At 35.4% G+C, this 14,719-nt stretch carries 9 protein-coding genes; 5 read left to right on the top strand and 4 right to left on the bottom strand.

Going from position 1 to position 14,719, the window contains the following annotated elements; all coding sequences use genetic code 11:
- The first annotated feature begins 168 nt into the window (after positions 1-168).
- On the top strand, positions 169-366 hold the full coding sequence (locus FNN08_RS07755; RefSeq protein ID WP_143584218.1) for a hypothetical protein: 198 nt from the start codon (positions 169-171) through the stop codon (positions 364-366).
- Positions 367-668: 302 nt separating this feature from the next.
- Here FNN08_RS07755 and FNN08_RS07750 read toward each other — a convergent pair whose 3' ends face one another.
- From FNN08_RS07750 to FNN08_RS07740, 3 genes are all read right to left on the bottom strand, one after another.
- Complete coding sequence (locus FNN08_RS07750; protein ID WP_143584213.1) at positions 669-1,049, bottom strand: hypothetical protein; 381 nt, start codon at positions 1,047-1,049, stop codon at positions 669-671.
- 233 nt (positions 1,050-1,282) lie between these two features.
- The gene (locus FNN08_RS07745) at positions 1,283-5,842 is read right to left on the bottom strand and encodes an EAL domain-containing protein (RefSeq protein WP_143584210.1); all 4,560 of its coding nucleotides are present in this window, start codon (positions 5,840-5,842) and stop codon (positions 1,283-1,285) included.
- A 138-nt stretch (positions 5,843-5,980) separates the two neighbouring features.
- Positions 5,981-8,746, bottom strand: a complete 2,766-nt coding sequence (locus FNN08_RS07740) for an insulinase family protein (protein ID WP_143584207.1) — start codon at positions 8,744-8,746, stop codon at positions 5,981-5,983.
- Positions 8,747-8,972: 226 nt separating this feature from the next.
- Here FNN08_RS07740 and sixA point away from each other — a divergent pair, with 226 nt between their 5' ends.
- Positions 8,973-9,449: a phosphohistidine phosphatase SixA gene (sixA, locus tag FNN08_RS07735; RefSeq protein ID WP_143584204.1), complete on the top strand. Its 477-nt coding sequence runs from the start codon at positions 8,973-8,975 to the stop codon at positions 9,447-9,449.
- A 36-nt stretch (positions 9,450-9,485) separates the two neighbouring features.
- Here sixA and smrB read toward each other — a convergent pair whose 3' ends face one another.
- Positions 9,486-10,034: an endonuclease SmrB gene (gene smrB, locus FNN08_RS07730; protein ID WP_143584201.1), complete on the bottom strand. Its 549-nt coding sequence runs from the start codon at positions 10,032-10,034 to the stop codon at positions 9,486-9,488.
- Positions 10,035-10,096: 62 nt separating this feature from the next.
- Here smrB and prmB point away from each other — a divergent pair, with 62 nt between their 5' ends.
- The 3 genes from prmB to FNN08_RS07715 all read left to right on the top strand — a co-directional run bounded on the left by prmB (position 10,097) and on the right by FNN08_RS07715 (position 14,648).
- Positions 10,097-11,032 carry a 50S ribosomal protein L3 N(5)-glutamine methyltransferase gene (prmB, locus tag FNN08_RS07725; RefSeq protein WP_143584198.1) on the top strand — a complete coding sequence of 312 codons (936 nt, stop codon included), beginning with the start codon at positions 10,097-10,099 and terminating at the stop codon, positions 11,030-11,032.
- A gap of 3 nt (positions 11,033-11,035) precedes the next feature.
- A complete protein-coding gene (gene aroC, locus FNN08_RS07720; RefSeq protein ID WP_143584194.1) occupies positions 11,036-12,127 on the top strand; it encodes a chorismate synthase in 1,092 nt (363 codons plus the stop codon).
- Between the two features lie 121 nt (positions 12,128-12,248).
- Positions 12,249-14,648 (top strand): DUF748 domain-containing protein, encoded by a 2,400-nt coding sequence (locus tag FNN08_RS07715; protein WP_143584192.1) that lies wholly within the window; start codon positions 12,249-12,251, stop codon positions 14,646-14,648.
- The last annotated feature ends 71 nt before the right edge of the window (positions 14,649-14,719 follow it).

Raw genomic sequence — 14,719 nt, 5'->3', positions numbered from 1 at the left:
CGTTTTTATTACAAAGGGGCAATTTGTTGCCTCTTTTTTATTGCCGCTAGAAAATTTAGTCTTAACAGGTAGTTAACGAATTTGTATAAAAAAAGTGCAATTTCTACTTTAGAGTAGATAGTCTATTTGTTATACTGCGCATCCATTAAATTTGCTTGAGGTATTGCTGTGTTTACGTTGTTATGTATTTCTGTTGTTTGCGCTGTATTCTTTTATTGCCAAGCGTTTAAGTCGGGTATGGGACGTAAGCGTTGGGCTACAGCAGGCTTTATCTTTGGCCCGTTAATATGGCCTATGTTTCGTAGTGAAAAGCGTATGAAAGTGTTTAAAATGTACGGAACTCGCTTTAGTTCGTTTAACGCATAACCTATAGCTTTTCTATTAGGCTATGCGTCTCACTTAGCTTAGTTCTTTATAACTTTCTATGACCACCAGCTATTCGCTGACATCTCACACATTTCAATTTTTGTATCAACTTTCTTAGTTTTATTAGTGCATAAGATTGCTTTGATAACTTTTAACATAATATTCTCCAGACCTTAATGTATAAGGCTTAAGCCCACCAGCTGTTCGCTGACATTTCACGAATTTCAATACTATCTGCAACTTGTTTAGCAGTAGTTTTAGAAGTAAAAATAGTTTTAATCATTGCTAACATGAGTTATCTCCTAAGACTTGATACGGATACGGTTGCTTGAAGCCGGTTGAATACGGATACGGTTGCTTGAAGCCGGTTGAATACGGATACGGTTGCTTGAAGCCGGTTGAATACGGATACGGTTGCTTGAAGCCGGTTGAATACGGATACGGTTGCTTGAAGCCGGTTGAATACGAATACGGTTGCTTGAAGCCGGTTGAATACGAATACGGTTGCTTGAAGCCGGTTGAATACGAATACGGTTGCTTGAAGCCGGTTGAATACGGATACGGTTGCTTGAAGTCGGTTGAATACGGATGCGGTTGCTTGAAGCTTCTTCTAATTGTAAGTTTGAAGTTGAATCAATTGGCGTTGCCATTAATAAAGTAGATAAAATTAAAGAACTAAGCATGGTCTTTCCTGTATTTTGTTATTAAAATTTTTGTATATGTTTAATAAGCTAATACCGTGCCAACTTTAAAAATAAGTTAACTTTATTTTAATTTAATGTTTTTATTGTTGTTTTTTAAATAATAGAAGGGGATGTTTTGATATTAGTTCTATTGAAACTAAAAATGTTTGGTTTTTTGTACAGAAAACTTAATAGTAAAGGTAGAGTTATCTTTACTTCAATGCGGGTATATATTAAATATTCGAGTAAGGTGTCGATTTATTTGTAATGATGTGAGACAGCAAGTAACGTCCAAAATCTTCTTCGGATAAAGGTCTGCTATATAAATAACCTTGCAGTTGCTCACAGTTTAGGGCTTTTAAGTGATTTAATTGCGACTCTGTTTCAACACCTTCTGCGACAACGTCCATACCTAAGTTGTGAGCTATTGTTATAATGGTTGCAACCATATTTCGGCCTTCTTCAGAATCTTCAAGGTCATCGACAAAGGCTTTGTCTATTTTTAATGTATTAAGAGGGAATTTCTTCAAGTAGGCTAAAGAAGAGTAGCCTGTACCAAAGTCATCTAGTGATAAATGAATACCTAATTCACGGATTTGTAGCATGGTTTTTATGGCTTCTTGTGGTGAATCCATAACCGTGCCTTCAGTTATTTCTAATTCAAGGTATTTTGCTGGTAGTTTAGTTTCTGCTAGTACTTCATTTATTATTTGTACTAGGTTTGGTTGTCTAAATTGAACTGCTGACAAGTTTACTGCTATGCGTCCATTAAACATGCCATTATCTATCCAAGCTTTAGTTGCTAAACATGCTTTTCTTAATACAACCTCTCCAATTTCAATGATTTGACCTGTCTCTTCTGAGATAGGAATAAATATATCAGGGCGGATAATACCTTTTTGACCAGCTTCAAAACGAACCAAAGCTTCCATACCACGAATCTTTCCAGATTTAACATCAATCTTAGGCTGGTAGTAAACTGAGAATAAATCTTCTTTTAAGCCGTGACGAATTAAGTTTTCAATTTGTAAACGCTTCACAGCTTGTTTATTCATTGAGTCATTAAAGAATTGGTAAGTGTCACCGCCTTTATCTTTTGCGTGATACATAGCTGTATCAGCATTTTTTAATAATTCGTGTGAGTTGCTTCCATCGTCAGGGAATAAAGCTATACCAATACTACAAGATAATGCGATCTCTTGATTACGAATAAAGTAAGGTTCAGCAATAACATTCAAAATCTCATCCGCAATCGAGGTGATGTTATGAATATCATTATTGCCTTCAATAATTAAACTAAATTCATCCCCACCTAATCGATAAAAGGTGTTCTTGTGGTTTGTAATGGTCGCAATGCGTTCAGTTACTTTACACAATAATACATCACCAATTTGATGACTTAACGAGTCATTAATTTTTTTGAAGTTGTCTAAATCAAATACTAATAATGCGTGTTCAGCATCTTGGCTAACTAGTTGAGATTGATTTGCTTGGAAAAAGGATCTGTTAGGTAAACCAGTTAAAGTATCGGAGTTAGCAAGTTTGCGAAGCTCTTCTTCTGTTTCTTTTCTTTCGGTAATATCTGAAAATACACCAACAAAATGTGAAATTTTATCATTCTCATCGCGGATAATATCCAGAGTGATATCAATTAAGTAATCTTCTCCATTGCTACGAGTACTTTCTATCTCACCTTGCCAAGACCCATGATGTATTAAATTCTTTTTCAAGTTTTGTAAGAAGCTCATTGGGTATGAGTTGAACTCTAGAGGCTTGCCCATAGCTTCAGAGCGGTTTTGCCCCGTAATACGTTGGAATGAAAGGTTACAATCAACAATCTTGAATTGGCTATCATAAACCACTACGGCATCAGATATATTTTCGATACACTTAGCGAAAAGTTTAAGGCTTTCTTCAGTCTGCTTTATTTGGCTTATATCTTTTAATGTACCTGTCATACGAATAGGTTCATTATTGCTATCACGTTCTACAACCTTACCGCGATCCAAAACCCAAATCCATTTACCATCTTTATTTTTTACTCTATAAGCGGCTTCATAATGTTCAGTTTTATTCGCTTTATGAGCCTCTAAAGTTTCTTTAACTCTATCGTGATCTTGTGGATGGATATTATGGCTTTCACCATCTGAACCACCTTCGTTTGAATCTTCTTTAGGGAAGTCGAGAGTTCCCCAAATGTTGGAACGGTACATTTGATTGGTAACCATATTCCAATCCCACATTTCATCACCAGAGCCCCATAAAGCTAACTTTAAACGTTCTTCAGACTCCTTGATTTGAATATTGGTTTTTTCTTTGTTTTTTGCTTGTTGTATAAAGTAGTAAATTATAGTGAATATACATAAAGCGTATAAAAGCCAAGCCGTTTTGGTTAACCACCAAGGAGGAAGTATTGTAATTCTTAAAGGTTTTGCAGCTTTATAAATATTGGATTGAGAGCTAAATGCTTCAAGGTTGAATATATAGTCGCCAGCCCCTAAGTTTGTATAACTAGCTCTTTTGTTATCTGAGTCAGTGTATATCCAATCATCATCTAGGCCAACTAATTTATATCTATATTTTGTAAGCGATGGTGTTGTTGAATTAGGAGAGGTAAATTCAAAGCTAAACGGGGATTGATTATGCTTTAGTGAGATATGTTCCATGTATAATAATTTTGTATACAGCTCCCCAGGTGCAGACTCTTTATTTTTGTTTTCAGTAATTTTAACTTCATTGTTTGAAATTAATAGCTTAGTTAGTATTGGTTTACTCACAAACTCTTTTTGTAAATTTAAATCCATTGGATGGAAACTGTTAAAACCATTTATGCCCCCAAAATATAAAGTACCATTTGAGTCTCTTAGATAGGAATGTGCAATAAAATCATCAGCCTGAACGCCATGACTTGTTGTAAATGTTTTTAATGTCTTTCTACTAGGGTTAATGACATTTAGACCTTTATTTGTACTCACCCAGGCATTTCCTAAATGATCTAAAATTAGCCCAGCTATAAAATTATTACTTAACCCCGTTTCCTCATGAAAGTGAGTATATTTTTGTGTTTCTTTATTTAAAAGTAAGATACCTTGGTTCCAAAAACCGAACCACAAAAACTTTTCTGTTTCTTTCACTACTTCGAGCCTATTTTCTTGGAAAATTTTATTTTTAGGTATAGATCGTTTCGTATAGGTGTCATTTAAAATTGAATATACAAACAATTCTCCTTCAGATGAGAAAATCCACAGTTCATCATCGTTACGAAAGGATAGAGTAGAAAGTTCTATTTTTTTTGTTGATGGAAAAAGGGAGATTTTTTTTAATGTATGAGTTTCAACTGAATATTTATATATAGATGAATCTTTAGAGCCAAACCAAAAGACATCATCTTTTGAAATTATGTCTTTTCTATCGCTTATTGCTTTTGTTTTTTTATGCCAAGAAATAATGTTTTCTAGTTGGTCTGTTGATCTATTATAATGATAAAGTTCATTGTCATTAGTTAAAATCCAAATATTCCCATCTTTTGAAGCGCTAATTGATGTGACCCGGGAGTCAATTTCGATATTAGACTTATATATTTTCTCAGTCGTCTTATCTAGAAAATATATACCGTCGAACTCTGTAGATATCCATATTTGATCATTCATTAACTCTATAAAATTTAAAACATTTATTTTAATATTGTTTACCTCAGGGAGGTAATGGTTGAACATAGAAGAACTAGGGTTATAATGCACAGCGCCATTATAAATAGTGCCAAACCAAACTGATTTCGATGAGTCTTCAAAAATAGTGTAGATAAAGCCTGCTTTATTACTCTTAGACTTCTCATCTTTAGAATCTAATTTTGTTACTATATTGTCGTTTAAGTTTAGTTCTAATAACCCCGACTCAGTTCCTATCCAGATTATATTCTCGTTAAGTTGGTGAATGGATCGCACGTTATTAAAATTACTGCCAAGATAATTGAGGTTTTTATGCTCAATGAGGTTATATGACTGATCTACAATATAAATACCATTATCAGTCCCTATCCAGTGGTTATTATCTATTTCTGTAAATTGGAATATTCTTTTGGAATCTATATTTAAATGCCATTTATTATTTCCATTAAGTTTATACAGTGAATTAAGTGATTTATTCATAACAAACAAACCATTTTCATAGGTTCCTAGCCAATAGTTTCCTTTACTATCTTGGCTTATTGCTTTTATTTCTTGGAGGTCATCCTGAAAACTTCTAAAGGAAATCGGAATAAAATTATTATTGGATTGGTTATATTGTTGTAAGCCTTTACTTGTGGATATCCAAATGTTTTTACTAGCATCCTCAAAAATGTTCCAGATAGTATTATCTTTTAAACTGTTTAAATTTTCTTTTTCATGGAAAAAATTTTCAAATGAATCGAGTTTAGAGTTGTATTTACTTAAACCATTTTGAGTGCCTACCCACATGGTATTTTCAGAATCAACAAAAACAACCCTTATCAGATTGTTTGGCAAGGAGTTGGGGTTATTTAAATTGTTTCTGTATTGGATAAATTCATAACCATCATATCTATTTAATCCATCCTGAGTTGCAATCCAAATAAAGCCTTCTTGATCTTGAGTGATTGAATATACGCTAGCCTGAGAAAGTCCTTGTTCTGTTGAAAACTGCTGAAATTTTAAAGGTGCTTGTGAGTCTACGGCGAAACTAGGCAAAGAAATTGAGGTGATACAAAGCGCTAAAAGAAATTTTAGGAAATTAATTGCTGAAATGTTTTTATTATTATTTTTTATAAACTGCACAGGTTTATTCTTTTAACTACCGTGTTAGTAAAGCTCTTGGCTTTTGAATATTTGTAATAACTCCACAGTTTATCTTAATGCAATTAGCCAGTGATTAAAAGGTGAAAATCTTGTTAAATATCAGGAGCGAATTATCGTTTAATATTTGTACTGACTTTCTTGGTGGAACTGGGCGAAGTCGTTAATTATTTTATATTTTTGTGGCAGGGTAGTTATTTCACTTTCTGCTTTTAATGAGGCTAAGCAAATTTTGTCAGGAGTATTTATATCTGACAACGTAGATGTAATAAATGCTTGTATGTCGTTTAGTGTTAAAGCGCTTATTGCTTCTATTAATTGCTGCTTTTGATTAAAGTTATAATCTTTATTGCAAATGCTCATCCAATAGCGTTGGCTTTTTATTCTTGGACTTGTGTCTTTCTCTTGTAATTGCCCAATTAATCCTTGTTGTAAATGTTGCCACTCTGCTTCAGCAACAACGCAGTCAAAGCTTGTGATAAAGTTTTCCATTGCCTCAAATAAAGTCGCGGGTGTGCTATCGGGTGATTGAATATAAAAAGCAATCCCAGGAAAACGGTTCATTGGCATATAACCAACACCAACAAGGTATCCATATTGTTTTTCTGTGCGCATTTGATGGAAAAATTGTGGCGATATAAGGTGGCTAGTAACCATGGTTTTAGCTATTGTGGCAATATCATTAGTTTCCATTGGAAAATATAAAATACTGGCGTAATCATGAGCAGGTAGCACTTGCGCGATTAATTTTGCACCTTGATTCTTATAGTCAGTTACCGCGCAGTTCACTTTTGCACTTGCATCGATGTGATCAAGTAACTCGGTGTTGATAAGCTCGGCCATTTCAATTGCATCTTGCTCTAACCAATTACCATAGATAAAAGCTTCTATACATAAATGTGAGAAGAATTGTTGGCAAAAGTTAGTGAAATCCTCATAACTAACTTTTTCTAAGGCTGTTGCTAACTCTACACCACTCGGTCCATAGGGTTTCATTAGAGCGCTTAATTTAGCAAAAAGTTGCGAGATTGATTTACTCTTATCAGCGTTGCCCCAGTTTCTTATAAGTTGTTTTTTAAACAAGTGGAAACGATCTACAGCTAATGAATGATCTTTAAGGCTTTGTAGTAAGTTTTTTAATAGCAGTGGTTGTTTTTCATTGATACCTGAAAGCTGAAGCGTCATGCCTCCTTGATGAGGATAAAGATGATAATGAATACCGGCGAGCTCAGCATGGTAGTTTTGCTCAAGTACAGCATCGGAGAATAACTCGACAAACAGACGGGTCATGGCAATATTTTGTTTACTTTCAATAGCAACATGAGAGTCGATGCCAATAAATATCTGACCTTTGGGCACAAAAAATGAACTGTCTTGTTTAAACCAAATATTTAACCCAGGTTTAGACAGTAATCTAGCTGGTTTTTTGGGTTTATTATCGGGAGTAACTAAACGAGGTTTTTCCACTATGTATGGGTTCGGTTTTGGTAGAGAAAGCTCGGCAAAGCTAGGCTTTGAAGTCCATCGTTTAATTTGTTCGTCAGCAAGTTTATTCACGGCATAAGGTACCTTATACCAAAAACTTGTTTGATCTGTATCTTGATGCTGATTAATGCAAATAACGCGCATATTTGTCGGGCTAAAATAGCCTAAATATTGCTTCATTAATGTAGGGTTTAACTCACCCATAACATAATCGCCATACATATAGTATTGTTCAGGGTAGTGCTGCATGTTTACAGAGAGTTGATTAACGGAATCTATCGGTTTTAACTTTTCCTGATATTGAAATGAGAATTCAGAAATAGCTTTTTTCTCTGAAAAATAGATTTCATTGATACCGTCTGCTTTTATCAGGTCTATGTATGCGTAAACAAGCGAGATGATTTCATCAATATTGTCTTCACCTTGTTCAGTAAGACGAATACTTATATTAAAATCTTTAAAGTTCGACCCATTAACACCACCGCCAGAGGTTAACGCCATAGCCCACTGACGTTTTTTTAAATACGATAAAATACTACCTTCACCTTCATGACCAATTAAATAGCTAAGGTAAGTAATTGGTTTTTCTTTATAAACATCGTCAATGCCCGGCATAGCGAAACTTAAAATCAATTTGTTATCATTTTTTTCGGGTTTGATATTGATCTGTATACCTAAGTTTTCTTGGTTATAAAGAGGCTCAGTTATTGCTGGTTTAGGTGCACCCGAGGTCTTTATTGCAGAAAACTTGTCTTTAACTAGCTGCTCTAATTCACTAATTGGTTGCGGACCTTCAATAGCAAGAGTCATTCTATCTGCACAGTAATAGGTTTGATAAAACAAGTTTACTTCGTCTTTTAAACAGCGATTTTCTTTATCGGCTAAAGTATCAATACTGCCCACTGAAAATTTGCTAAAAGGATGTTTTAAGTTGATGGTCTCTTTATGCACATCGTAAATTCGGCGCATATCATCTTTAAGTTTTAACTTAAACTCTGAGTCAATATTTAAACGCTCTTTCTCAATAAATTCTTGTGAGAGTAACGGCGAGATAAAAAATTGACTAAAGCGATCAAGAGCGTGCTCTAGGTGTTGATGGTTAATATCAAAGTAAAAACAGGTATGTTCAGTGCCCGTCCACGCGTTATTCGCGCCGCTGTGCTGGCTAAGGTATTGTTGATATTCGCCACTTTCTGGGTATTTATGAGTTCCTAAAAACAGCATGTGCTCAAGAAAATGAGCCAAGCCTTGTCTATCAATGGGGTCATCAAAATGACCAGCATTAACAACTAAGGAAGCTGCTGAGCGATTTGAACCTTGATTTTCAACCAATAACACACGTAAACCATTCTCAAGTGTGAGCGGTTTATAACGTTTTGAGTCATTTGGACTTTGTATCAAGCTCTGCTCCTAGCTAGCATAAATGCGAATTATTATTTTGGTCAGATGTGAACAGTTTATACCCACGAGAGGAAATCTTCCTTATATTTAATACTAATATAACTGATAAACAAAATTTCTGTACATTTGTTTATAAAATCTGTTGCATAGTATTCAACTACAGCTATTATTGCTTGATATAAACAACCCTAGTATCACATTGTTGATACAAAATTAGTCTAATTAAATGAATTTATTTATTATGCGTCATGGTGACGCTGTATTACAGGCATCTGAGGATGCAAAGCGTGAGTTATCTGAATTAGGGATTTTAGAAGCTACCGTAATGGCCAAATGGCTAAATATTGAAAATCATCAAATTGATTTGATATTGGTGAGCCCATATATCCGAGCTCAACAAACCGCTAAAGCCGTATTAGATGAACTGCAGGCAGAGATTAATTTAGAAACGGTTAATTTCATTACACCTGAGGGAAATGCTAAAGATGTTCATGACTATATTGATGGGTTACTCGCAAGTGAGTCTTATCAAAACATTTTAATTGTTTCGCATATGCCGTTAGTTTGCTATTTAACTGCAGAGTTAACCGCGGAAAATCATTGCCCATTGTTCCAAACTGCTTCAATAGCTAAAGTTGAGTACGACACTAAAATGATGTCGGGCAGTTTAGCTAAAATGGTGAGTCCTGATAATTTTTGCTAGATAAATTTGTTCTTAGCTAGTACTTAATTGCATGCATTAAAGATCTTTACAGAACATATCTTCTTTTAAATCGATTAATACTAGCAAGGCTCCATTGCCTCCATGAGCAAGGGGTGCTTGATGAAAGGCCATAACATCAGGGTGTTGTACAAGCCAATGTGGTACTTTGGTTTTTAAAATATGATTACCTATGCCATGAATAATACAGACACAATGAACGTGTTGTTTATGGCAAGCAGAAATTAATGCTGCAATTTCGAGTTTTGACTCTTGTTGTTTAAGGCCATGCAGGTCTAAAATAAGCTCAGGAGTATATTCTCCACGACGAAGTAATTTAGCCTCAAAACTATCGACATCTTCCCTGACGTATTTCATTGGGCCATTTGTTTCTAAATTTGGCTCAAATTCATCAGAAAAGAAAAACTTTTGCTTTTCAAGTTCTTGTTTTTCTTGTTGACGTTTGATGTGCTTTTTACTGGTTAACGTTTGTGGATGAACGGTGTCTTGCTTAATCGCTTTCACCTTACCTATTTGTTGTTTAAATAGGTTTTTATCATTGTCGTTGAGAAGGTCTTTAAATTTCATAGCTTAAGTGTAAATTAAGGCGGGTGAAAAATAAAAGGTTAATCGACATTAGGAGATTTTTTTTGCTAGAAGTAAATATTGAAGAAGTAACGTCAGACTTACATACTATCGCTGATTTTTTGCGTTGGAGCATGAGCCGCTTTAATGAGGCTGACCTCTATTATGGTCACGGCGCAGCTAACGCTTGGGATGAAGCTGTTAGCTTAGCATTGTTTGCTTTGCACCTACCCGACAATTTAGATGATTCTATAATGCAAACTCGGTTAACTAAAACTGAGAAGATGGCAGTGATTAATTTAGTGCTGCGTCGTATAGATGAACGTATTCCTGCTGCATACTTAACTAATCTGGCTTACTTTTGTCGATTACCATTTTATGTTGACGAGCGAGTATTAGTACCACGTTCGCCAATAGGAGAACTGATTGAAAGTGGTTTTGCAGGATTAATAGAAAATGAACCGTACAGTATTTTAGATTTATGTACCGGCAGTGGTTGTATCGCAATTGCTAGTGCATACGCATTTCCTGAAGCTGTTGTTGATGGTGTTGATTTATCTGATGATGCCTTAGATGTAGCACAGTTGAATATTCATAATCACGAACTTGATGATAGAGTTCGCGCCATTAAATCAGATATTTTTTCAGGGGTAGCAGGGCAGAAATATGATCTGATCGTTACTAACCCTCCGTATGTTGATGCAGAAGATATGGGGGATATGCCAGATGAATATCATCATGAGCCTGAAATGGGCTTAGCCTGTGGCAACGATGGTTTAGATATCGTGCGAGTGATCTTAGTCGAGGCTAGTGAACACTTAAATGACCAGGGAACGTTAATTTGTGAGGTGGGTAATTCAATGATCCACGTACAAGCATTATACCCTGAAGTAGATTTTAACTGGATTGAGTTTGAGCGTGGTGGCTTAGGCGTTTTCCAATTGACAAAACAACAATTAGAACAACATAAAGAATTATTTAAGCAAAAGGTGAGCAAGTAAATTATGGCAGGTAATACAATAGGTAAAATTTTTACGGTAACAACGTTTGGAGAAAGCCATGGTTTAGCATTGGGGGCAATAGTTGATGGTGTGCCACCAGGAATAGAGTTATGTGAAGACGATTTACAATTAGATTTAGATCGCCGCAAGCCAGGTACCTCACGTTATACTACCGCTCGTAGAGAAGCCGATCAGGTTAAGATTTTATCAGGTGTTTTTGAAGGTAAAACTACTGGCTGTCCTATTGGATTAATGATTGAAAATACCGACCAACGCTCAAAAGATTATGGTGAGATTGCGCAAATGTTTCGCCCTGGTCATGCCGATTACACCTACTGGCAAAAGCATGGTATTCGTGATTACCGTGGAGGTGGCCGTTCATCTGCTCGTGAAACTGCAATGCGTGTTGCTGCAGGCTCTATTGCTAAGAAATACCTTAAAGAAAAATTAGGTGTTGAAATTAAAGGTTGTGTAAGTCAAATCGGTGATGTAGTTGCTGAGCAATACGACTGGAATGAAGTAGGTAATAACCCTTTCTTTTTCCCTGATGTGACTAAGCTAGATGCCTTAGATGAACTTATTCGCGCAATTTTAAAAGAAAAAGATTCAATCGGCGCTGCCGTTAAAGTTATGGCAAGTAACGTGCCTGTTGGCTTAGGTGAGCCTGTATTTGATCGAATCGATGCAGAGCTTGCTCATTCTTTAATGAGTATTAATGCCGTTAAAGGCGTAGAAATAGGTGATGGCTTTGAAGTCGTTAATCAACGCGGCTCTGAGCATCGTGATGAAATGACACCTGACGGTTTCTTATCGAACCATGCCGGTGGTATTCTAGGTGGTATTACTTCTGGTCAAGATATTGTTGCGAGTATTGCAATGAAACCAACATCAAGTATTGGCGTGAGTGGTAAAACAATCAATATCAAAGGTGAGCCTGCAGATATCATTACTCGAGGTCGCCACGATCCTTGTGTAGGTATTCGCGCTGTACCTATTGCTGAAGCTATGATGGCAATTACTTTAATGGATCATTATTTACGTCACATTGCTCAAAATGGCGATGTTAAGTGTCCAACTCCAGTGATCACCGACTAACCACTAATTAAAATCTGAGCTTTAATTATTAAATGCCGTATCTTATGTATCAATAAGTTACGGCATTTTTTATTACTGCTATGCTTTAATAAAATAATAATCACTGTTTGCATGGTATTGAATGAAACATTTTGCTTTTGCTCATAAAGGTAAGCTTATCAGCTTAACTGTATTTCTTCTTTTCATTGCTTGCCTACCTTTGTTGGTTAAATCTTACATTATTAGCAATATCGAAAAACAAGGTTTTGACGATGTCAGTATCGAAAATATTACCTTAAATCTATTTGCTGGCAGTATTGAAATTGAACACGTTAATTTAAAACACAATGGTAAGGAAAAGTTAGCCATAGGGTTAATGCGAGCTGACTATCGCTGGCAAGGTATTTTTAGTGGTGGTATTGAGACCGAGTTAATTGAGCTAAGAGATACCAACCTAGCTGTTATTGAAGATGGAGATGGCAATATAGAAGTTGTTATCCCAATAGCAAAGAATAAAGGCGCACAAGAAAGTCCGCAAACGACACCGGTAATTGCTTTTCCCAAACTTGATGTTGATTTAATACGCTTTAGTAATATCTCGGTCGATATTCAATTGGCAAAACTTAAATCAAAACTTAATATTGAAGAATTTACCTTAACCCGTTTATCAACTTGGCACGATTATCCTGCTGAGTTAACCGTCAAAGCGAAGTTCAATCAAGCTAATATAGATATTAATTTACAAGCTCAGCCTTTAGCACAAACCCCAAGTATTAATGGTAAAGTTGCCATTACTAATATCGAATTAGATGATTTTATTAATTATCTGCCAGAGCCGCTTTCTCAGTTTAGTGGCTTGGTTAATACTGAGCTAAATATTGATGGCTCTAGATTAAGTAAGCAGCAGGTAATATTCGCTATTGATGGCTCTATGTCATTATCACAATTACAGGCTCAATATTTAGCTCTAGGCTTATCTGCTAACACATTAGAGGTAACTCTCGACTCCGATCTTGATATCAATGGTGAAGAGTTCTCTTATAACTTAAATGCGGATACTTTGTTGAGTGAGGTTAAGGCATTAGATGTTAAGCATAACTATCCATTATTTGATTTTAATACTTTAGAGTTAGCAAAGCTTAAAGTGGATGAAAACATCAATTTAAGCTTAGAGTCGATGCTAATCAACGAACTTAATGCCTTGATGTTAAATAGCGCTAAAGCTAAAAATAATCATTTAGTCCACCTAAAACAATTACGGCTATCTAATAGCCAGTTAAATTTAAATGATAAAAAACTTAGTATTGAGCAAATCGTAATTGATAAGCTGACCAGTAAAATAAATTTAGATAAAGACTATAACATTGTAGAGATAAGCTCATTAAATAACTTTATAGACATGCTTGATGAAAGTGGTAAGGCGAGTGCAACTGAGCATGTAACCCCAGATAACGATATAAATAGTCAGCCCTTTAATTTCAGTTTAGGCCAGGTTGAAGCTAGTAAAGGTAGTGTTATTCATGTTGCTCAAGAAACCGCAGAGCACAAATTTCGCAGAGACATTTTTATTGAGCAATTCAAGGTGTCTAGTGTTAATCCAACGCAGTTAAATAATGAGTCTAATTTTGTTTTAAAAGCCAAAGTAGGGGAGTTTACCAGCATAGATATTAATGGTGGCGGAAAATTGTTTGCTCCTGAGCCAAGCATTAAAGCAAGCGGTAATATTGATGAGGTTTCATTAGCTCGAATTTCTCCTTTTATTGAGTCGACTTTAGGTTATCAATTTATTAGTGGTCAGCTCGATCATAAGTTTGATTTAACAATTGCAAACAATACTATTGATATGAAGAATGAGCTGCTCATTCGTAAAATAGAAATCAAAGAAACCACCGAGGGACAACAACAAAATACCGCATCTGATCTTATGCCATTACCTATGGCCATAAGTATGCTGGAAAATAGTGATAGAACTATTGATTTAGACGTGCCAATAAAAGGTGAGCTAACTGACTCAAAAGTAGGCTTACAATCCATTATCCAAAAAGCGTTATCAAAAGCGATGCAAAAAGGCTCATTATCGTTTTTAAAATATTCATTACAACCATACGGTGCGGTGGTGTTTGCAGCAGAATATTTGATTGATGAAAGTAATAATGTAAATTTTGAAAATATGGTTTTTGAAGTTAATTCATCAGAGCTAACCAGCGAACAACAAGCCTACGCAGATAAATTAGTAGAGCTGTTAAAAACTCGAGAGCAAATTAACTTATCTTTATGTGGTTTTAGTAACGCCGAAGATAAAGAGCAGATCTTACTAACACCAATATCAGCCTCTGGTGATCCAAATTCACCAAACACACTTATAACAGACGAAAAGGTTAGTGATAAAGAGCTTAAACAAATGTTAATTGAGCTGGCAAGTTACCGTGCTAAAGCGGTTAAACGTTACTTTATAAGTAAAGATATTAAGAGTAAGCGCTTATTTCTGTGTAAAGCTAAATTTGAAACAGACGATATTGCCGGTGTTAAGATTACTATGTAATCGAGTTTAGAACCTTGTAGGAACAAAAAAAGCGCATAATGCGCTTTTTTTGTGTCGAATAAATAAAGCTA

The sequence above is a fragment of the Thalassomonas sp. M1454 genome, assembly GCF_007097525.1.
Classification (GTDB): domain Bacteria; phylum Pseudomonadota; class Gammaproteobacteria; order Enterobacterales; family Alteromonadaceae; genus Thalassotalea_A.
This window is presented reverse-complemented; position numbering and strand designations above follow the sequence as displayed.

Bases quoted from the DNA above. Each gene is read 5' to 3' on its own strand.
- FNN08_RS07750 (WP_143584213.1), bottom strand. From the start codon at position 1,049: ATGCTTAGTTCTTTAATTTTATCTACTTTATTAATGGCAACGCCAATT.
- sixA (WP_143584204.1), top strand. From the start codon at position 8,973: ATGAATTTATTTATTATGCGTCATGGTGACGCTGTATTACAGGCATCT.
- smrB (WP_143584201.1), bottom strand. From the start codon at position 10,034: ATGAAATTTAAAGACCTTCTCAACGACAATGATAAAAACCTATTTAAA.
- aroC (WP_143584194.1), top strand. From the start codon at position 11,036: ATGGCAGGTAATACAATAGGTAAAATTTTTACGGTAACAACGTTTGGA.
- FNN08_RS07715 (WP_143584192.1), top strand. From the start codon at position 12,249: ATGAAACATTTTGCTTTTGCTCATAAAGGTAAGCTTATCAGCTTAACT.